This is a genomic window from Thalassotalea fonticola (assembly GCF_032911225.1).
Taxonomy (GTDB): Bacteria; Pseudomonadota; Gammaproteobacteria; order Enterobacterales; family Alteromonadaceae; genus Thalassotalea_A; species Thalassotalea_A fonticola.
The window spans coordinates 881,981-902,567 of sequence record NZ_CP136600.1; the positions used below are offsets into that span (position 1 = coordinate 881,981).

The following is a 20,587-nucleotide window of genomic DNA, read 5'->3' on the forward strand; positions in this document are numbered from 1 at the left end:
AAAAAAGTTTAATGATTACCTAGCTTTTATTGCATCTTGCAAAATATTTAAAATTTCTTCACTTTGCTGTAAGTTTACACAAGCATCAGTAATACTTTGACCGTAAATAAGGTCGTTTACGTCAACCACTTTTTGATTACCTTCTACTAGGAAGCTTTCAATCATCACCCCAAAGATATTGGTAGAGCCGCCTTTAATTTGTTCAGCCAAGTCTAATGATACATTAATCTGTTTAGCATGATTTTTTTCACTGTTGCCATGACTACAGTCAACCATAATACTTGGTGTTAATTTGGCATTATCTAATTGCTGACAAGCGTGAGTAACATGTTCTTGCGCATAATTTGGCTCTTTACCACCACGTAATATTACGTGTGCAAATGGGTTACCGGCAGTGCGATAAATACACATTTGCCCAGTTTTATCTGGTGAATACAATACATGCGGCACGCGCGAGGCATGAATAGCATCTATGGCTATTTTTACATTACCGTCTGTACCATTTTTAAAACCAACAGGACAAGACAGGGCAGAAGCCAGTTCCCGATGAACTTGAGATTCTGTCGTTCTAGCACCAATTGCGCCCCAGCTGATCAAGTCAGAAATATACTGACCAGTTACCATATCTAGAAATTCTGTGGCTGCAGGCAAGCCCATGGCATTAATTTTGACTAATAGATCGCGAGCCAGGTGTAAGCCTTTTTCTACATTGAACGATTTATCTAAGTCAGGATCGCTGATTAATCCTTTCCAACCCACCGTAGTACGTGGTTTTTCAAAATAAACACGCATTACAATATATAATTCGTCTTTGTATTGCTCCTGAAAAACCTTTAGCTTTTGGGCATAATCTAACGCCGCTTCGGGATCATGAATTGAACATGGGCCTATCACTACCAATAGTCGTTTATCTTCACCACTAATGATCTTTTCAATGTCTTTACGAGATTGAATAATAAACTCAGCGATATCATCAGTCATAGGAATATCACGTGCAAGTTGTGCCGGTGAAATTAAATGATCGATGAGTGAGGTACGAAATTCATCCGTTTTTATAGTCATGTAAGTACTTTACTTTTAAGCTAATTCTGGCGCTAATATAGGAAAAAACGGCTCCTATGGGAACCGTTTTTTTATAATTTTATGATCTCAGTTAAGTAATTCTAGTATTTATACCGTTGTAAGCCAGTTTCTAATAGAATTTTGGCCGAAATTTCTTCAACAGAAAGCTTAGTGGTATTGATAAACGGAATTTTTTCTTTCTTATAAAGCTTTTCAACTTCACGTATTTCCATTCGACATTGTCTTGCCGAAGAATATTTAGAATTTGCCATTCGGCCATCTCTAATTTCATGTAAACGATCTGGCGCAATACTTAAGCCGAAGATTTTCTTTTTATGCTTTTTCAAAAATGGCGGTAGGTTTAATTCATCCATATCGTCATCAGTAAAAGGGTAGTTAGCGGCTTTAATGCCATATTGCAGGGCTAAATAAAGCGACGATGGCGTTTTGCCAGAACGAGAGACTCCGACCAAAATAACATCAGCATGCTCATAATCAGTCACCTTACTACCATCATCATTTGCCAACGCGAAGTTCACTGCGTCTATTCTATAGTCATAACTATTTTCATGAATTGAGTGAGTACGATGCGCTTTCGGTTTAGCTTGTACGCCAAGTTGTTCTTCCATAGGCGATACAAAGTGCTCCAAAAAGTTATAAATAACACCTTCACAACTATCAATAACTTCACGCGTTTCTGGTATTACAAAGGTATGAAAAACAAACGGTTTTTCACCTGTTCTTTTATAAGTTAGATTAATTTGTTTCTTTACTTCTTCAGCCTTTTCTATAGTTTCAACAAAAGGTATGGTGATGTGCTCAAATTCAAGCGGGAAAAGTGACAATAGGGCATGTCCAAAAACTTCTGAAGTTATTGCTGTACCGTCGGAAATGTAAAAAGCTGCGCGCATTATGTAACCTAATTTAAAAACTTACTAAAGTGGTTTTAGTTTAGCCTTATGCAGTGTAGAATGTCGACGATTTTTGCTGGTTATTATAACCGTTTATTACAATTTGAATATTCTTGTTAGGAGAAACACGTGCAAGAGAATGTACTTTGGTATCAAGATCTAGGTATGGGTGATGTAGAGCGCGTAGGCGGTAAAAATGCATCCCTTGGTGAAATGATAAGTAACCTTTCAAATGTTGGGGTTCAAGTACCGGGTGGTTTTGCGACAACTGCCTTTGCATTTAACGACTTTTTAGAACAATCAGGCGTTAACGACAAAATTTATGCTGAATTAGATAACCTAGATGTTGAAGACATCCAAGCGTTAACTGATTGTGGCGCGAAAATCCGTCAATGGATTATCGACACTCCTTTTCTTCCTGCAATGCAAAAAGATATTGAACAAGCTTACGCACAATTAGCAGGTGAGTTCTCAAGCGAAGCATCATTTGCTGTTCGTTCTTCAGCTACCGCCGAAGACATGCCTGATGCATCATTTGCAGGTCAACAAGAAACATTCTTAAATGTACGTGGTTTAGACGCTGTTATGGTGGCAATCAAACACGTATTCGCATCTCTATTTAATGACCGTGCTATTTCGTACCGTGTTCATTCTGGTTATGATCACCGTGGCGTAGCCTTATCTGCTGGTATTCAGCGCATGGTTCGCTCTGATATAGCATCATCTGGGGTGATGTTCTCAATTGATACCGAGTCTGGTTTTGAAGATGTGGTATTTATCACTTCTAGTTTTGGTTTAGGTGAAATGGTTGTTCAAGGTGCGGTTAACCCTGATGAGTTTTATGTTCATAAACCAACATTAGCAAACAATAAACCTGCTGTCGTACGTCGTAATATAGGCTCAAAAGCAATAAAAATGATTTATGCTGATACGCAAGAGCACGGTAAACAGGTTGAAATCGTTAACATTGAAGAAGCACAATCAAACACTTTTTCAATTAACGATAGCGAAATTGAAGAGTTAGCGAAACAAGCAGTGATCATCGAGAAGCACTACGGTCATCCGATGGATATCGAATGGGCGAAAGATGGTTTAGATGGTAAACTTTATATCGTACAAGCGCGCCCTGAAACGGTTAAGAGTCGAGAATGTGCAAACGTGCTTGAACAATTCCAACTTCAGGATAAATCAAAAGTGATTTGTGAAGGTCGCTCTATCGGTCAAAAAATCGGTAAAGGTGTGGTACGAATACTTAACTCTATTGAAGAAATGGATAAAGTACAGGTAGGTGACGTATTAGTTACAGATATGACGGACCCTGATTGGGAACCTATCATGAAACGTGCATCAGCGATTGTAACAAACCGTGGTGGCCGTACTTGTCATGCAGCAATCATCGCTCGTGAAATGGGCATTCCCGCTGTTGTTGGTTGTGGAGACGCTACTAGCAAAATCGCTAATGGTAGTGACGTTACTGTTTCTTGTGCTGAAGGCGATACCGGCTATATCTATGAAGGCCAGCTAGAATATTCAGTAACGACTTCTGAAATTGATAACATGCCAGACATTCCACTAAAAGTGATGATGAACGTTGGTAACCCAGATAGAGCATTCTCTTTTGCTCGCTTACCTCACGCGGGCATTGGTTTAGCTCGTGTTGAGTTTGTTATCAATAAAATGATCGGTGTACATCCAAAAGCACTATTAAATTTTGATAATGAGTCTGCCGATTTACAAGCCGAGATTAAAGATATTATCGCCGGTTATGAATCACCACGTGAATTTTACGTAACTAAACTTACCGAAGGTATTTCTACGTTAGCTGCGGCTTTCAACCCTGAGCGCGTAATCGTTCGTATGTCTGATTTTAAATCAAACGAATATGCAAACTTAGTGGGTGGCGATATATACGAGCCTGAAGAAGAAAATCCAATGATAGGTTACCGCGGTGCTTCTCGTTATATTTCTGAAGACTTCCGTGAATGTTTTGCCATGGAATGTGACGCAATAAAACGTGTTCGTAATGACATGGGCTTAACAAACGTTGAAGTAATGATCCCATTCGTGCGAACCTTAGGTGAGGCTGAGCAGGTTATTGAAATTTTGGCTGAGAACGATTTAGTTCGTGGTGAAAATGGCCTTAAAGTGATTATGATGTGTGAATTACCATCAAATGCTTTATTAGCGGACCAATTCCTAAATCACTTTGATGGTTTCTCTATTGGCTCAAACGATTTAACTCAGTTAACACTTGGTTTAGACCGTGACTCTGGTTTAATCGCTCATTTATTTGACGAACGTAACCCGGCAATCAAGGCGTTATTGTCTATGGCAATTAAAGCCTGTAAAGCGCGTGGTAAATACGTAGGTATTTGTGGTCAAGGTCCTTCCGATCATAAAGACTTTGCTGCATGGTTAGTAGAACAAGGCATTGATAGTGTGTCGCTTAACCCTGACTCAGTATTAGATACTTGGTTATACTTAGCAGAGCAAAACAAATAAACATAGTTTATGCTTGAATAATGAAGCCGGCTAAATAGCCGGCTTTTTAATTCATGGAAGAATTAACTTAGAATTTCCATGGATGGCTTAAATTCTGTTTTCTTCCTGCTTAAAAATCGTCTTTACATTTGGTGAGTAAATTACATTCCATTGAATTAGCTGAACAAACTGCTAAGCAAATGGAATTTACCTGAAATAAAAATGCCTAACAGCTACTACTGGAGTATTAAATTTTAATGCAACTCAACATTCAATTCATAAATGCCTTTACTGATACCTTATTTAAAGGAAATTCTGCAGCGGTTATTATGTTAGAGCAATGGCTTAACAATGATTTAATGCAAGCAATAGCAACTGAAAACATGCTTGCTGAAACGGCATTTATTATTAAGTTATCTGATGGGCGATATCATATTCGCTGGTTTTCACCTTTAACTGAAATAGATTTTTGCGGCCATGCATCACTTGCCAGCGCTTATGTGCTTTTTAACAAAAATAAATCATTATCCTCATTAGTATTTCATGCCGATGCAGTGGGCGATTTTAATATTGAAAAGGAAGGCGATTTCATCACGATGAATTTTCCATTAATGATGCCTGAGCCAGTTGCAGAAATTCCCGACTTATTATTAGATGGTTTATCAATTAAACCGGCGCAAGTTCTTAAAAATACTCAAGCCTATTTTGCCGTTTATGAAAATGAAGAAGACGTAATCAACGTGATGCAAAATGTTGATAAGATTAAGCAGCTAGCACCACTAGATGTAGTGGTTACAAGTACCTCTAAACGCTATGATTTTATTTCACGCTATTTTTGGCCGGCTAATGGCGGTGATGAAGATCCAGTAACAGGCTCTATCCATGCAGGCCTTGCTCCTTACTGGTCTAAAAGGTTACGCGTTACATCGCTATTGGCTCGACAGGCATCATATAGAGGCGGTTTGCTAAAGTGCACTGTTTTAAACGAACGAGTTCTAGTAAGCGGTAAAGCGGTTAAATATTTAAGCGGCACTATAGACGTTTAATAAAATTTTTACTATAAAAGGGTGTTATCACCTAAAAGTTGAGAATTAAAATGAGTAAAAATCTGACCGGTCTTTTTCAAATTACCCAATGGAATGAAGAATGTCATCTAGTGTTTGATGAAGGTGGGAAACAATGCTGTGCCCAAATAAAGCAAACTTATAGTGGTGATATTGAAGGTGATTCCTCGCTTAAATATTTGATGAACTACAGAACTGAATCGACAGCGTGTTTTGTCGGCTTTGAAGTGATAAATGCGACAATTGACGGCAAAAAGGGGCGTATAGTATTAAGACACGACGGTGTGTTTGAACAAGGAGTTGCCAGTAGCCACTTTAAAATTATCAGTGAAAATTGCAGCGATGATTTTAAAGGTATTCATGGCAGTGGCAGCTTTGCTTCAGCTGAGAATGGCCAGGCAAACTATCAGTTTGAATTAGGATTTGATGATAATTCAGTGAAAGTTATCGGTATATAGCTATTTTCTATAAAATGTAAGCAGAAAGCATTTGTTTTCGTAACAAATATTTAGCATCATAGTGCTCTCTACATTCTTAGTTCAATAGAGCACTATGTTACCTCGTTTAGACATCACAGACGTTATTGCACCAGTATACCAGCAATATATTAAAGCCCTGAAAAAATCCACTTTTTCTGGTGACATTTCTTGTCACTATAGTTCGCGACTTGCCGTTGCTACCGATAACAGTATTTATCAACAATTACCGCAAGCTGTTTTACATCCAAAAACAGTGGAAGATATCAAGCTTATCACTCAACTATCTAATCTAGCTGAATTTAATGAAATTAAATTTAGTGCTAGGGGTGGTGGTACAGGTACCAACGGACAATCGTTAACCCCAGGTATCGTTGTTGATTTATCTAAACACATGCGAAAAATTCTTGATGTCAATGTCGAAGAGCGTTGGGTAAAAGTACAAGCAGGGGTAATAAAAGATCAACTCAATGAATATTTAAAACCGCTTGGTTATTTTTTCTCGCCAGATTTATCTACCAGTAATCGTGCAACCATAGGTGGCATGATTAACACTGATGCTTCAGGTCAAGGTTCATTGGTATACGGTAAGACCTCAGATCATGTATTAGGCTTACGCTGTATATTGGCAAGCGGTGATGAATTTAGCACCAAAGCTAAAAGCGTAGCAGAAACGCAAACCTTAATGGCGCAAACCAACCCTATTGCAGATATTTATAAAACCGCTTATGCGAGTTGTTTGGACAATCGTGACAAGATCATTGCCAAGTTTCCCCGTTTAAACCGATTCTTAACTGGCTATGACCTTGAAAATGTATTTAATGAAGATTTATCTGAATTTGACTTAGGTCGTTTAATTACCGGCTCTGAAGGCTCTTTAGCCATTGTTGCTGAAGCTAAATTAAACATTACGCCAATTCCAAAAGTTAGGGCCTTGGTAAATATAAAATACGACAGTTTTGAGTCAGCGTTAAGACATTCACCTGAACTGGTTAATGCTAAGGCTTTATCTGTAGAAACTATTGATTCAAGAGTGCTTAATCTGGCCAAACAAGATGTTGTTTGGCATTCAATAAGTGACTTAATTACCGATGTGCCTGAGCGAGTCATGGATGGCATAAATATTGTTGAATTTACCGGAACTGAGCTTACTGATGTCGAGCAGAAAATAAATGCCTTAAGCAAAACTTTACAAACGAATATTGATAATCAAGAACTGGGTGTTATCGGTTTTCAACTTACTTATGATCTGGCCAGCATAAATAAACTTTACGGTATGCGTAAAAAAGCGGTCGGATTATTAGGAAATTCGAAAGGACAGGCAAAACCTTTAGCATTCGCTGAAGATACAGCTGTGCCGCCAGAAAATTTAGCTGATTTTATCCTAGAGTTTAGAGCCTTGCTCGATAGTTATGAGCTTGATTATGGTATGTTTGGCCATATAGATGCAGGGGTTCTTCACGTAAGGCCGGCCCTAGATATGTGCGACCCACAACAAGAAATAACACTTAGAGAGATATCTGATCAAGTGGTTGCTTTAACTGCCAAATATGGCGGATTAATGTGGGGCGAACATGGCAAAGGTTACCGTAGTGAATATGGGCCGAAATTTTTCGGTGATGACTTATTTACCGAATTAAGACGGATTAAAACAGCGTTCGATCCACTTAATAAAATGAATCCTGGTAAAATTTGTACTCCTATTGACAGTAACGAACAACTTGTCAGTGTAGATGCGAAAAAGCGCGGCGCATATGACCGCGAAATTCCAATCGAAATTAGAGAGGCTTTGCCTTCAGTGATGAACTGTAATGGTAACGGTTTATGCTTTAATTTTGATAGCAAGAGTCCAATGTGCCCATCGAGTAAAATTACCGGTGATAGAAGGCATTCTCCAAAAGGGCGTGCTGGGTTAATGCGTGAATGGTTACGTTTACTCGCAGATAAAGGTGTTGATTTTAAGCAGTTGCAACGTGAATCTGCGCAAGTGTCAGTAAAATCTATGGCATTAAGAACCTTTAATACCATGAAAAGTAAAGTTGGCAGTTACGACTATTCTCATGAAGTTATGGATGCTATGAGTGGCTGTTTGGCTTGTAAAGCCTGTGCTAGTCAATGTCCTGTCAAAGTTGATGTGCCAGATTTTAAAGCACAATTTGCCCAAGTTTATTATTCAAGATACTTAAGACCGGTTAAAGATCATTTTGTCGGACAAATAGAAAATCTTGCGCCATTGATGGCAAAACTGCCATCTTTAATAAACTTCTCAATTGATAACCGTTTATTTAGTTGGTTTGGTAAGCATGTTTTAGGCTACGTTGACACGCCTTTATTGTCTGTGCCTACATTAAGCACCCAGTTAAAGTCGCAAACCTATGATACATTTGATTTAGCTAAATTAACTGGTTTATCAGTAGAAGAGCGGCAACAGTATGTAATTGTTGTACAAGACCCATTTACTTCTTATTACGAAGCAAACCTTGTTAGTGATATGATGGAAGTTATCGATAAACTTGGTTTTAAGCCTGTATTGTTGCCATTTATGCCCAATGGTAAGCCACAGCATGTAAAAGGGTTTTTAAGCCAGTTTGCCAAAGCCGCAAATACGGCAAGTGAGTTGTTGAATGAAATTCATCAGCTAAACATTCCTATGTTAGGTATGGATGCCTCATTAGTGCTCTGTTATAGAGATGAGTACAAGCAAATTTTAGCTGAAAAACGTGGTGATTTTGAAGTAATGCTTAGCCATGAATGGTTAAAGCAGATAATTACCAACGGTCAACCTAATGAACCTAAGTATCTGCCTATTTATCAACTATTTAGTCATTGTACTGAAAAAACAGCATTGCCAGCTGCTGAAACTGATTGGCAGTCAATATTTGACTATTTTGGCTTAAAGTTAACAGCAGTTAGTGTTGGCTGTTGTGGTATGGCTGGCACTTATGGCCATGAAAAACAAAATCAAGCTAACTCTAAGGGGTTATACGAATTAAGTTGGCAACAACCGATTGATACTGGTGATACCGCGTATCAATTAGCAACTGGGTTTTCATGTAGAAGTCAGGTTAAAAGGTTAGGACAGAAACAGTTGAAACACCCGATACAAGCATTATTAATGCACCTGTAAAAAAGAGGGTCAGAGTGAGGTTATTAGCAAATAACCTGACTCTGACCCTCATTATTTAAGCGTTTACTTATGGTCGTTGGCGATAATATCTCTTGCCATTTGATCCGCTACAACACCTGTAGGCAAGTTATCTTGCGCTGCTTTTTCAAATACTTGCATTAAGGTATTATAAATATTCTCAACTAAATTAGTCGCTGTTTTAGCGCAATATTCATCTTCATATATTTCTAAAGCGACATTAATAATACCGCCGGCATTAATTACATAATCTGGCGTGTATAAAATACCCAAATCTTTTAAGACTTGATCATGACGTGCTTCTGCAAGTTGGTTATTCGCACACCCAGCAACGATAACAGCTTTTAATTGCTTTATTGTCTCATCATTAATGCTTGAGCCTAAAGCACAAGGGGCAAAAACATCAACGTCTTGGCTATAAATGTCATCTAAACCAACAATGCTTGCATTTAATTCATTAGCTGCTTTATCAAGGGTTTCTTGATTAATATCGGTAACAATTAATTCAGCACCTTCGGCGTTTAGTTGTTCACATAAAGAATAACCTACGCTACCTAAGCCTTGGACTGCAACTTTTACACCTGACAAAGTGTCTTTACCAAGTTTGAATTTAACTGCTGCTTTGATGCCTAAAAGAGTTCCATAAGCAGTAAAAGGCCCAGGGTTACCACTTTTTCCTTCGAGACCAGAAACAAAGTCTGTCTCTTGATGGGCTATCGCCATATCTGCCGTAGTAATGTTCACATCTTCAGCGGTGTAGTAGCGACCGTTTAGATTGTTTACTGCACGCCCAAACGCTTTTAATAATTCTGTTGATTTAAGTTTTTTAGGGTTGCCGATAATTACAGCTTTACCACCGCCTAGTTTTAAGCCTGCCATGGCATTTTTATAGGTCATACCTTTTGATAAACGTAACACGTCTTTTAATGCATCTGCATCGTTTGAATAATCCCAAAAACGACAACCACCGGCAGCTGGGCCTAAGTTCGTATTATGTATTGCAATTATTGCTTTTAAACCAGATTGTTCGTCTGAACAATAAACAACTTGCTCGTGGTGATCAAAATCGACTAAATCAAAATAGGACACAGTTTTCTCCAGAATTTAACCCGTTGTTAATAATATTATAACAACCAATTTTTTATGTAATTATAGTGGACGCAACATAGCACTTTAAACGGTCTCAGGGCTAGTAGTTTATGAATATAAAACTACTCGTGGTTGTTAAGAATTAGTTACAGTTAATTGATAATTATTTCCATAATTTGTGCTTGTCATTAGGTGGTTTTTCAGCGAGTATTGATTCAACCTATTTTGATGAGAAGTAATATGTCAGAGCAAATAAACTTAACCGAAGAACAACAAACCGCTTGGGTTAAAGAACAATACCAAAAAGCAACTAAATACCTAGCAGAAAAAGGTTTAGTGACTGAAAATGTAGCACCAAAAGATAGCCGTTATTTAATACCTGTAGTTGCCGTATGGAAACTTAACACATTAGACAAAGAGTCAGTTTGGGTAATAAGTGGTGACTTGCCTTGTGATCATATTCCTACATCTGCAGCTGAAAATGTGCGCGAAGCCTTACGTAACTTTTCATTGAAGTGGCAATTACAAGCTCAAAATATCGAAAATAATGCTACCGATGAAACTCAGCTCAATTTTGCTAAATTACTTATTGGTAAGGCAGAAGGGTTGTATCAATTATGTGAAAAAGATGAATTATGGGCTGAAGGTTAATTTATCTCAACTTAATGAATTGCCCAATTGTGCTGGCTATCCATTAAATTAGCAAACTAATGGGACAAGTAAAATCGTTTAAAGTTTATTTGTCCTAATGAACACGTCATGCGCTGCCTTGGCATGCCAGCTTCCATAAATACTGAACCTACGGTTTCAAAACCATGGCGTGCAAAATAGCCCACCGCGTCTAGTGAGCTATTAATATATACTTCTGAAAGGTTGTTGTTTCTAGCTATGTTGAGAAGGGCATCGATGACTTCTTTGCCCACTGGTGATTTGCGTTTTGACATGACGACACAAACTCTAGAGATTTCACCATGGCTAGTGATCCGCCCTGTTGCAATAGGCTCTTCGCTTCCTTGTTCAATGACTAAAACGTGATAAGCTTTTCTGTCATGACGATCAAATTCTACGTTATAAGGTATCCGCATTTCATAAACAAACACCTTTTCTCGTACTGATTTTAATTGTTGTTTTGCTTGTTTCCAATCGACAACATTTACTTGATACACCACAACAATAGACACCTACAACGTTCTTAAAAATTAAGTAAAGCAACTTAATTTAACAAGAATAAATCTTAGTTACACTCAAAACACCAGAGCCCCTTATTAATAACTTTAGTTAACAACTGCTGGTTTTTCAAACAATCCATTGAACTTTCTAGTAAATCTTTCGTAAGAGGTTTTTTGCTAGCTAACAATTTTGCCAACTCCAGGGTGTCAGTATCTACAGGGTAGTTTTCACCATTAATAAATAAGATTTTGATTTTCGGTTGGTTTACCAAAATGCATTTTAAACCTAGCACTGGATAAAGCTCTTCACCATCAGCTAAAATTTCTTTTATTAACTCTATTGATAAAGGTTCGACTGGCACTAATAAATTTAAGGTGTGATGCACACTTGTTAAGTACTTACCTAAAAAGTCTTGCATAACAGTTTCATTTTTAAACGCTGAATTCATTACTGAATTCAAAAGTTCAAAGTCAGCTTCATGCATCTCTTCAGGTGTTTCTGTTACCACTCTTTTGCTGTCATCAAACCTTTGTTCAAATAAATGATTATCTAATTGATAATCAGCAAATGCAGAAATTAGCTCTTGTGCACTTGGCGCTTGAAAACCAACTGAGTAATTAATTGAATTATCTAACGCAACGCCGTCGTGTGGATGATTTGGCGGAATATAAAGTAAATCGCCTGGTTCTGTTATTTCATCTATTACTGCACTGAACATCGATACTTGTTTTAAGTCTTCATGAGGTGTTAGGTTTTCCAGTGTTGAGTCTGGCTTGCCAACTTGCCAGCGTCTTTTTCCCTCACCTTGTATAATAAATACATCGTATTGATCTAAATGCGGACCTACGCCGCCGCCAGGTGTTGAAAAACTTACCATTACATCATCAATACGCCAGTTTGGAATGAATTTAAATGGCTCAATTAGGGCATTTACACCACTTGACCAATGGTTAGTCGCTTGTACTAACAGTGTCCAGTTTTTTTCGCCAAAGCTACTAAAATCATCAAATGGACCATGTTTAACATCCCAGTTAGCATTTATGTTACTAATGATCCTAGATTCAATGAAATCCTCCATGGCTAAACCGGCTAACTCATTGGCTTCTATTGGATCTTCAAAATTAGCAAAAGCTCCTTTGATGATTAACGGTTTTTTTTGCCAATATTCTGCTAAAAAAGTTTCGGGAGTTAAATCTTTAAAATCTATTATCATGTTGGTTCTTATTTAAAAGTGTTAGTTTGATTCAAGTTTAGTTAAGTGTGAACAAAATAAAAGGCGCTAACGCGCCTTTCAAAACAGTTTGATTAATGAAACATTAAATTTCGTTAATAAACTCAATAGCACGCCCAATGTAGCTGGCCGGGGTCATTGCTTTTAATTCATCTTTTGCACTTTCTGGCATAGCTAAAGTATCTATGAAAGCACGCATAGAGTCGGCGTCAACTCGTTTACCACGAGTTAATTCTTTAAGTTTTTCGTAAGGCTTTTCAATGCCGTAACGACGCATAACTGTTTGAATTGGTTCAGCTAAAACTTCCCAGTTTTTGTCCAACTCGTCTAATAATGCTTGCTCGTTTACTTCTAATTTACTAATACCTTTTAACGTTGACTGGTATGAAATTAGTGAGTGTGCAAAACCAACACCTAAGTTACGAAGAACTGTAGAGTCAGTTAAATCACGCTGCCAGCGAGATACTGGAAGTTTCTGCGCCAAGTGGTTTAAAATTGCATTAGCAATGCCTAGGTTACCTTCTGAATTTTCAAAATCAATAGGGTTAACTTTGTGTGGCATTGTTGAAGAGCCAATTTCACCAGCAATAGTTTTTTGCTTAAAGTGACCTAATGCAATGTAACCCCAAACATCACGATCAAAGTCGATTAGTATTGTATTGAAACGAGCTACTGCATCAAATAATTCAGCAATGTAATCATGCGGTTCAATTTGAGTAGTGAATGCATTCCAAGTTACACCCAAAGACGTAACAAACGTTTCTGAAAACTCATGCCAGTTAACTTCAGGGTAAGCAGATATGTGAGCATTGTAGTTACCAACAGCGCCGTTAATTTTACCTAACATTTCAACGTTGGCAATTTGATCACGTTGACGCTTCAAACGAACATAAACGTTAGCCATTTCTTTACCCATAGTACTTGGGCTAGCAGGTTGGCCGTGAGTACGACACATCATTGGCATTGATTGATATTCTAGCGCTAAATTTTTAATCTCAGCTAAAATCTCATCCATAACTGGTAAAAGCACAGTTTCACGACAGTCAGTCAGCATCAATGCGTGTGATAAGTTATTGATGTCTTCAGAGGTGCAGGCAAAATGGATAAACTCAGAAACCGCTTCAAGTTCAGGGTAAGCGGCTACTTTTTCTTTTAATAAGTACTCTACAGCTTTAACATCATGGTTTGTTGTTGCTTCAATTGCTTTCACACGGGCTGCATCAGCTTCTGAAAATTCAGATACAATCGCGTCTAATACGGCATTAGCATCACTTGAAAATGCCGGTACTTCCGCAATTTCAGCTGTTGCCGCTAATTTTTGTAACCAACGAACTTCTACAGTTACACGGTATTTGATCAGACCAAACTCACTAAAGATTGGGCGTAAGGCTTTTACTTTACTGCCATAACGACCATCTACTGGTGAAATTGCACTAATGCTTGAAAGTTCCATAAATTTTCCTAAGTTTTTAATTTAAATTTGTTTAAGTAGTTGTTGTGCCGTGCTAACAAAAGTACCACGTCTAAATAAAATTGTTCTGCGTTTACCGCCCATTTGTCGCCATAAAACTGTGGCTCTAATACCTGCAAGTAATAACGCTCTGATGCGATGTTGATTGCCAACTTGTTTTAAAATGTTTGGATCTCCGGCAATTTGAATTTTTGCACCTAAAGGGCTAATTACATCGGTATAAATACTGGCCAGTGAATTGCGCATATGCTCACTGTTAAGCTCAAAGTGATCAAGCTGACGAATACATTGGTCGATACGAGAGCCTAGTTCAGCCATTACTTTTGGCTTGTTTTGTAATCGTCGCTCTAAATTTAACAGACTAACGATGTAACGGGTGATTTCAGGATCTTTTTTCGGATTTTTGTCACCCAACTGTGCAACTATCATCATTAATCCATCACTGATGTTAGCAAGCTTATCGTCATATACGTTTAAACAATTTGCCGGGTTGGTGTTCACAATGCTACGCATCATTACGTTAAATAATTCGTCATCGCAATGATTTTTGCGAGCAATACCTTGTACCATCATCGCTACTTGGCAAATTCCGGCAAAGGTTAATGTTTGATCTTTAATGCTCATAATGGCTTTAATTCTTTTCTATCTAGCTTTATTATCTGATCAGGGTGTCGATAATACCGCCACCTAAACAAATTTCATTTTGATAAAATACCACTGACTGTCCAGGTGTGACTGAACTTTGTTGCTCAGCAAAAATCACTTGATGATTATCATCGTCTAAACGAGTAATGGTACAAACTACATCATCTTGTCTATAGCGTGTTTTAACCGTGCATTGCATTTGTTGATTTATTTCTAAATCGAGGCGCGATACCCAATGTAATTGTGATGCAATTAAACCTTTCGAAAACAGACGAGGGTGTTTGTTACCTTGGCCGACAATTAACACATTGCGTTGCATGTCTTTATCAACGACATACCATGGCTCTTCACCTGCGTCTTTTAAGCCGCCAATGTGTAAACCTTTACGTTGACCAAGGGTGTGATACATCAAACCTTCGTGTTTACCAACTTCCACGCCCTCAGCAGTTTCAATTACTCCAGGCTGCGCAGGTAAAAACTTGCCCAAAAAGTCTTTAAATTTTCGCTCGCCGATAAAACAAATACCGGTAGAATCTTTTTTATTGTGAGTAATTAAACCCTCACGCTCGGCAATGGCACGAACTTCTGGTTTTTCAATATGACCAACGGGGAATAAAGTTTGACCAACTTGCTTATGGCTTAGTGTATATAAAAAGTAACTTTGGTCTTTATTACTATCTAAACCGCGCAGCATTTCAAATTTGCCGCTAGCATCAGTTCTACGTTGTACATAATGGCCGGTAGCAATGTAATCTGCGCCTAAGTCTTCACAGGCAAACTCAAGAAATGCTTTAAATTTAATTTCTTTATTACACATGATATCTGGATTAGGTGTGCGGCCGGCTTTGTATTCTTCTAAGAAGTACTCAAAAACATTATCCCAATATTCTGCGGCGAAGTTTATAGTATGTAATTCAATACCAAGTTTTTCACACACTTGTTGAGCGTCTTTAAGGTCATCGGCTGCCGCACAATATTCATCATCATCATCTTCTTCCCAGTTTTTCATAAACAGGCCTTCAACCTGATAACCTTGTTCTAATAACAAGTAAGCCGAAACAGATGAATCAACGCCGCCAGACATGCCGACGATCACTTTAATATCTTTATTTGCAGTGTTTTGCACGATATGTTGCCCAGTTTTCTCAGTACTCAAAGACTTTAAATTCCAAGTAGGTGTAAAAATGGCGCAAATTGTAGCACGTATAGTTAAATCTAACAGTATATATTGCGTCTAATATATATTTGTTTTTAGTATTTCTAGAGGGTAGTGATTACCATTTAAGTGATCATTCAAACACTCGATAACTAAAGGACTTCTTATTTGGTCGCCTTTAGCAAGCAATTGTTCTTTTGTTAACCATAACGCTTGCAAAATCTCAGGGTCTTGAGGAGTTGTCTGTGCGAACTCATCAAGCTCTACAACAAAACAAAATCGTAAGAAATGTAAATTTAAATCTTCTCGGTAGTGATAATAAATACCACTAATATGATCTGGTGTAACATGTAAGCCTGTTTCTTCTTTAACTTCACGTTTAAACGCTTCGATTAAATTTTCTCCGGCTTCAACATGACCTGCTGGTTGATTGTAAACAATGTTTCCTTCATCGACTTCTTCTACGATTAGAAACTTATTCTTATGGAAGATGATCCCGGCAACTGTAGTATTGGGCTTAAATTGATCAGTCATAGTAGCTCTTTTAAGACAATGTGATTAAAGGATTCGGTATTCACCAGGTTGTAAATCACTTAATGTATATTTACCAATAGAGTAGCGTATTAATCGTAAAGTAGGGTGACCAATATGAGCGGTCATCCGGCGAACCTGTCTATTTTTGCCTTCACTAATGATAATTTCTAGCCAAGTTGTCGGGATATTTTTACGCTCTCTGATCGGCGGTATTCGTTGCCAAACCTTAGGTTCATCAATTACTTTAACTTTAGCTGGTTTAGTAAGCCCATCTTTTAGTTTCACCCCTGATATTAAAGACTTAATCGCCTCAAAACTAGGTTCACCTTCAACTTGTACCCAGTAAACCTTGCTTTTATTGTTTTTTGGATTAGCGAGTTGATGTTGTAATTTACCATCGTTGGTTAACACCAATAAACCTTCAGAATCCTTATCTAACCTACCAGCTGCATACACATGCGGTACATCGATAAAATCTTTTAATGTTTTGCGTTTTTGGTCATCGGTAAATTGAGTCAGAACATCAAAGGGCTTATTGAAAATCAGTACTTTTGTTGGGCCTGTATCAGGTTTGTCCGGCTTTATTTTTCTATAAGCTTTACTAGCCAAACCCAGAGGCTTTTGTCGGTGTTGTTTGGTTTTCGTTCCATGTCGGTTTTGACCACTTTTATCAACTAAATTAGACAATTACATACTCTCATTATCAATGCATCTGGATTTTAAAAATTTGGTAGTTATTAAATAAATACCAAGTATAAATTACATGAATGGTATATACCCTGTAGTCGACTATTTTAATCAATTACATGCTGATATACTACCGCCCGATCAGAAATACCCTCGTGTTCGTTGTTATTTTTTAATTTATTTTAATAATACAACAACGAAACAATAAGACTTACACCACAGTTAAGTGGTAAGCATACTATAGGAATCGAAATGACAACTGATAACTCAAAAATCATTTATACCATTACAGATGAAGCACCTGCATTAGCAACTCATTCATTTTTACCAATTGTTGAAGCTTTTACTGCTCCTGCTGGTATAGAAATGATCACTAAAGATATCTCTTTAGCAGGTCGTATTATTGCAAACTTAGCAGAGTTTTTACCTGAAGAGCAACGTATTGGCGATGCACTTGCCGAGTTAGGCGCTTTAGCTAAAACACCTGAAGCTAATATTATTAAGTTACCTAACATCAGTGCTTCAATTCCACAATTACAAGCTGCGATCAAAGAACTGCAAGCTAAAGGTTATGCCTTACCTGAGTTTCCTGAAGATCCTAAAAATGATAAAGAGAAAGCAATAAAAGCGGCATACGCCAAAGTATTAGGTTCAGCGGTTAACCCTGTATTACGAGAAGGTAACTCTGATCGTCGTGCGCCAGGTTCTGTTAAGCAATTTGCTAAAAATAACCCTCACCGTATGGGTGCTTGGGCAAAAGATTCAAAGTCTCACGTTTCACACATGAGTGGCGGTGACTTCTATGGTAGCGAGCAATCAGTAACTATTTCTGATGCAACTGATGTTAAAATTGAATTCACAGCTACTGACGGTTCAGTTAATGTATTAAAAGCTTCTACGCCTCTATTAGCTGGTGAGATCATTGATTCATCGGTAATGAATTCAAAAGCATTACAAGCATTTTTAGCTGAGCAAATTGCTGATGCTAAAGCACAGGGTGTTTTATTCTCTTTACACATGAAAGCAACGATGATGAAAGTTTCTGACCCAATCATTTTTGGTCAATGTGTATCAGTATTTTACAAAGCTGTTTTCGATAAGCACGCTGCAGTATTTGCAAACCTTGGTGTTGATGTTAATAATGGTATTGGTGATGTTTACGCAAAAATTGGTTCTTTAGATGAATCATTACAAGCTGAAATCAAAGCTGATATAGATGCTGTTTATGTTGATGCTCCAGCTATGGCTATGGTTGATTCAGATAAAGGCATTACTAATTTACACGTACCTTCAGATGTGATCATTGATGCTTCTATGCCTGCAATGATCCGTGGCGGTGGTAAAATGTGGAACACTGCTGGTGAAGAGCAAGATACTAAAGCTGTAATTCCTGATCGTTGTTATGCAACGTTATATTCTGAAACAATTGCTTTCTGTAAAGAAAATGGCGCATTTGACGTAACAACTATGGGTACTGTACCTAACGTTGGTTTAATGGCGCAAAAAGCTGAAGAGTACGGTTCTCACGATAAAACATTCCAAATGGCAGCTGATGGTGTCGTTAAAGTTATCGATGCATCTGGTACTGTTCTTATGGAACAAAATGTTGAATCTGGCGATATCTTCCGTATGTCTCAAGCGAAAGATTTACCAATTCAAGATTGGGTTAAGCTTGCTGTAAACCGTTCTCGTTTATCAAATACACCAGCGATTTTCTGGTTAGATGAAAACCGTGCACACGACGCTGAAATGATTAAAAAAGTTAATGCTTATTTACCACAGCACGATACAACGGGTTTAGATATTCAAATTTTAGCGCCAATTGACGCAACTAAAGTAACACTTCAACGTGCTAAAGATGGTTTAGATACCATATCTGTTACAGGTAATGTGTTACGTGATTACTTGACTGATTTATTCCCAATTTTAGAATTAGGTACGTCAGCTAAAATGCTTTCAATCGTGCCATTAATGAACGGCGGTGGTTTATTTGAAACTGGTGCTGGTGGCTCTGCGCCTAAGCATGTTCAACAGTTTGAAAAAGAAAACTATTTACGTTGGGATTCATTAGGTGAATTTTTAGCACTAGCGGCTTCTTTAGAACACGTTAGTAATTTTGCTAATAACCCTCAAGCGCAAGTTCTTGCAGATACTTTGGATTCAGCTACAGCCACATTCTTAGCAGAAAACAAATCTCCAGCACGTCGTGTAGGTCAAATTGATAACCGTGGTTCTCACTTCTACCTTGCTTTGTACTGGGCACAAGAATTAGCTGCACAAGATACTGATGCTGCCCTTAAAGCCAAGTTTACAGCTCTTGCTGCAACGTTAACTGAAAACGAAGCTAAAATTGTAGATGAACTAAATTCAGCTCAAGGTGTTGAAAACAATATTGGCGGTTACTTCCAAGCTAATGTTGAATTAGCTGCAAAAGCAATGCGTCCAAGTGCAACATTAAATGCGGCGTTAAGCGCACTTTAGTTCGCTTTTTTAACGCGCGAATACAAATCGTATAAATAGATTTCTATGCGAAGCATTCATTCACGCCAACCAGGTTTTCAATAATTTGGTTGGTCCGAATTTATTCGGACGTTGTTTGCATTTATATTTTACAGACACAAAAAAAAACACCTACGGGTGTTTTTTTGTTTTACACATCTTTATGTGTTATTCGCAGTCTGTCGGTTTTATACTTGCTGCATGGTGACCCTTGGGACCCTGATTTAGCTCGTAATCAACGTGTTGACCGGCCTTTAACGTTCGGTATCCATCCATAACAATTGTTGAGTAGTGAGCAAATATATCTTCACCACCTTCTTCAGGACATATAAAACCAAAACCTTTGGCGTTGTTAAACCATTTCACTGTACCGTTTGCCATATTTCTAACTTCCTTCTTTATGAATCGGTATTTTGTTATATTTACTGGCCTAAGCATGATTAAATATTAATTCACACTTCGTTTTTCATTCTTTGCAATAAATACGAACAATTTGTGTCTAAAAATTAGTCACTTATAAAAATTTAGATAATTTTGTAGAATAGTCAAGTTAAATCGTTGGTTATTTTTGCATTTTTTTTACAAAAAGAGTTCTACAGATCGTAAAGATAAGGCTATTATTTGAGTATGGGTAAGACGAGAGAAGAGATCGAGGGCGATCTTAAAACGCTTGAAGTTGAAAAAGAAAAATTTAAGCGTCCATCCATGTATCGGGTGATTTTATTAAATGATGATTACACCCCAATGGATTTTGTTGTTGAAATATTAAGTAAGTTTTTTGGCATGAATAGTGATCAGGCAACTGACATCATGCTGACAATCCATTATAAAGGTAAAGCAAGTTGCGGTATTTTCAGTGCTGAAGTTGCTGAAACAAAAGTTGATTTGGTGTGTCGATATGCTCGTGAACATCAACATCCGTTAATGTGTACCATGGAAAAGGTATAGCGAAGACAAAAATAGTTT

The 20,587-nt window shown here is 37.7% G+C and carries 18 protein-coding genes; 7 read left to right on the forward strand and 11 right to left on the reverse strand.

The features are described from left to right. Nucleotides 1–15: 15 nt before the first annotated feature. The gene (locus tag RI844_RS03575) at nt 16–1,062 is read right to left on the reverse strand and encodes a 3-deoxy-7-phosphoheptulonate synthase (RefSeq protein WP_348397098.1); all 1,047 of its coding nucleotides are present in this window, start codon (nt 1,060–1,062) and stop codon (nt 16–18) included. A 101-nt stretch (nt 1,063–1,163) separates the two neighbouring features. Further along, complete coding sequence (gene ppsR, locus RI844_RS03580; RefSeq protein ID WP_348397099.1) at nt 1,164–1,973, reverse strand: posphoenolpyruvate synthetase regulatory kinase/phosphorylase PpsR; 810 nt, start codon at nt 1,971–1,973, stop codon at nt 1,164–1,166. A 129-nt stretch (nt 1,974–2,102) separates the two neighbouring features. Between ppsR and ppsA the strand changes: the two genes are divergently transcribed. From ppsA to ydiJ, 4 genes are all read left to right on the forward strand, one after another. Continuing rightward, entirely contained in the window at nt 2,103–4,475 is a 2,373-nt protein-coding gene (gene ppsA, locus RI844_RS03585; protein WP_348397100.1) for a phosphoenolpyruvate synthase, read from the forward strand. Between the two features lie 236 nt (nt 4,476–4,711). Further along, entirely contained in the window at nt 4,712–5,500 is a 789-nt protein-coding gene (locus tag RI844_RS03590) for a PhzF family phenazine biosynthesis protein (protein WP_348397101.1), read from the forward strand. Nucleotides 5,501–5,550: 50 nt separating this feature from the next. Further along, nucleotides 5,551–5,976 (forward strand): DUF3224 domain-containing protein, encoded by a 426-nt coding sequence (locus RI844_RS03595; protein WP_348397102.1) that lies wholly within the window; start codon nt 5,551–5,553, stop codon nt 5,974–5,976. A gap of 94 nt (nt 5,977–6,070) precedes the next feature. Beyond that, nucleotides 6,071–9,121: a D-2-hydroxyglutarate dehydrogenase YdiJ gene (gene ydiJ, locus RI844_RS03600; RefSeq protein WP_348397103.1), complete on the forward strand. Its 3,051-nt coding sequence runs from the start codon at nt 6,071–6,073 to the stop codon at nt 9,119–9,121. Between the two features lie 63 nt (nt 9,122–9,184). On the opposite strand, the gene RI844_RS03605 is transcribed toward ydiJ, so the two are convergent. Further along, complete coding sequence (locus tag RI844_RS03605) at nt 9,185–10,228, reverse strand: Leu/Phe/Val dehydrogenase (RefSeq protein WP_348397104.1); 1,044 nt, start codon at nt 10,226–10,228, stop codon at nt 9,185–9,187. A 240-nt stretch (nt 10,229–10,468) separates the two neighbouring features. On the opposite strand from RI844_RS03605, the gene RI844_RS03610 reads away from it, so the two are divergent. Next, a complete protein-coding gene (locus RI844_RS03610) occupies nt 10,469–10,879 on the forward strand; it encodes a DUF4826 family protein (RefSeq protein WP_348397105.1) in 411 nt (136 codons plus the stop codon). Nucleotides 10,880–10,935: 56 nt separating this feature from the next. Here RI844_RS03610 and RI844_RS03615 read toward each other — a convergent pair whose 3' ends face one another. The 7 genes from RI844_RS03615 to RI844_RS03645 all read right to left on the reverse strand — a co-directional run bounded on the left by RI844_RS03615 (nt 10,936) and on the right by RI844_RS03645 (nt 17,050). Continuing rightward, nucleotides 10,936–11,409: a GNAT family N-acetyltransferase gene (locus tag RI844_RS03615; RefSeq protein WP_348397106.1), complete on the reverse strand. Its 474-nt coding sequence runs from the start codon at nt 11,407–11,409 to the stop codon at nt 10,936–10,938. Nucleotides 11,410–11,462: 53 nt separating this feature from the next. Further along, nucleotides 11,463–12,611 (reverse strand): cupin domain-containing protein, encoded by a 1,149-nt coding sequence (locus RI844_RS03620; RefSeq protein ID WP_348397107.1) that lies wholly within the window; start codon nt 12,609–12,611, stop codon nt 11,463–11,465. Nucleotides 12,612–12,714: 103 nt separating this feature from the next. Further along, complete coding sequence (gene purB, locus RI844_RS03625) at nt 12,715–14,082, reverse strand: adenylosuccinate lyase (RefSeq protein WP_348397108.1); 1,368 nt, start codon at nt 14,080–14,082, stop codon at nt 12,715–12,717. Between the two features lie 21 nt (nt 14,083–14,103). Next, complete coding sequence (gene hflD / locus RI844_RS03630) at nt 14,104–14,724, reverse strand: high frequency lysogenization protein HflD (RefSeq protein WP_348397109.1); 621 nt, start codon at nt 14,722–14,724, stop codon at nt 14,104–14,106. Between the two features lie 31 nt (nt 14,725–14,755). Then, on the reverse strand, nt 14,756–15,901 hold the full coding sequence (gene mnmA, locus RI844_RS03635; RefSeq protein ID WP_348397110.1) for a tRNA 2-thiouridine(34) synthase MnmA: 1,146 nt from the start codon (nt 15,899–15,901) through the stop codon (nt 14,756–14,758). Between the two features lie 78 nt (nt 15,902–15,979). Next, complete coding sequence (locus RI844_RS03640) at nt 15,980–16,435, reverse strand: NUDIX hydrolase (protein WP_348397111.1); 456 nt, start codon at nt 16,433–16,435, stop codon at nt 15,980–15,982. A gap of 24 nt (nt 16,436–16,459) precedes the next feature. Then, entirely contained in the window at nt 16,460–17,050 is a 591-nt protein-coding gene (locus RI844_RS03645) for a pseudouridine synthase (RefSeq protein WP_405054473.1), read from the reverse strand. A gap of 324 nt (nt 17,051–17,374) precedes the next feature. Here RI844_RS03645 and RI844_RS03650 point away from each other — a divergent pair, with 324 nt between their 5' ends. After that, the gene (locus RI844_RS03650; RefSeq protein ID WP_348397112.1) at nt 17,375–19,603 is read left to right on the forward strand and encodes an NADP-dependent isocitrate dehydrogenase; all 2,229 of its coding nucleotides are present in this window, start codon (nt 17,375–17,377) and stop codon (nt 19,601–19,603) included. Nucleotides 19,604–19,789: 186 nt separating this feature from the next. Here the strand turns inward: RI844_RS03650 and cspD are convergent, their stop codons facing one another. Then, nucleotides 19,790–20,002: a cold shock domain-containing protein CspD gene (cspD, locus tag RI844_RS03655; protein ID WP_348389433.1), complete on the reverse strand. Its 213-nt coding sequence runs from the start codon at nt 20,000–20,002 to the stop codon at nt 19,790–19,792. A 246-nt stretch (nt 20,003–20,248) separates the two neighbouring features. On the opposite strand from cspD, the gene clpS reads away from it, so the two are divergent. After that, a complete protein-coding gene (clpS, locus tag RI844_RS03660; RefSeq protein ID WP_348397113.1) occupies nt 20,249–20,569 on the forward strand; it encodes an ATP-dependent Clp protease adapter ClpS in 321 nt (106 codons plus the stop codon). Nucleotides 20,570–20,587: the final 18 nt, after the last annotated feature.

Excerpts from the sequence above, each read along its gene's own strand:
- RI844_RS03590 (WP_348397101.1), top strand. The coding sequence starts at position 4,712 with ATGCAACTCAACATTCAATTCATAAATGCCTTTACTGATACCTTATTT.
- RI844_RS03650 (WP_348397112.1), top strand. The coding sequence starts at position 17,375 with ATGACAACTGATAACTCAAAAATCATTTATACCATTACAGATGAAGCA.
- RI844_RS03610 (WP_348397105.1), top strand. The coding sequence starts at position 10,469 with ATGTCAGAGCAAATAAACTTAACCGAAGAACAACAAACCGCTTGGGTT.
- RI844_RS03620 (WP_348397107.1), bottom strand. The coding sequence starts at position 12,611 with ATGATAATAGATTTTAAAGATTTAACTCCCGAAACTTTTTTAGCAGAA.
- ydiJ (WP_348397103.1), top strand. The coding sequence starts at position 6,071 with ATGTTACCTCGTTTAGACATCACAGACGTTATTGCACCAGTATACCAG.
- clpS (WP_348397113.1), top strand. The coding sequence starts at position 20,249 with ATGGGTAAGACGAGAGAAGAGATCGAGGGCGATCTTAAAACGCTTGAA.
- cspD (WP_348389433.1), bottom strand. The coding sequence starts at position 20,002 with ATGGCAAACGGTACAGTGAAATGGTTTAACAACGCCAAAGGTTTTGGT.
- RI844_RS03640 (WP_348397111.1), bottom strand. The coding sequence starts at position 16,435 with ATGACTGATCAATTTAAGCCCAATACTACAGTTGCCGGGATCATCTTC.
- RI844_RS03595 (WP_348397102.1), top strand. The coding sequence starts at position 5,551 with ATGAGTAAAAATCTGACCGGTCTTTTTCAAATTACCCAATGGAATGAA.
- purB (WP_348397108.1), bottom strand. The coding sequence starts at position 14,082 with ATGGAACTTTCAAGCATTAGTGCAATTTCACCAGTAGATGGTCGTTAT.
- RI844_RS03575 (WP_348397098.1), bottom strand. The coding sequence starts at position 1,062 with ATGACTATAAAAACGGATGAATTTCGTACCTCACTCATCGATCATTTA.
- ppsR (WP_348397099.1), bottom strand. The coding sequence starts at position 1,973 with ATGCGCGCAGCTTTTTACATTTCCGACGGTACAGCAATAACTTCAGAA.
- hflD (WP_348397109.1), bottom strand. The coding sequence starts at position 14,724 with ATGAGCATTAAAGATCAAACATTAACCTTTGCCGGAATTTGCCAAGTA.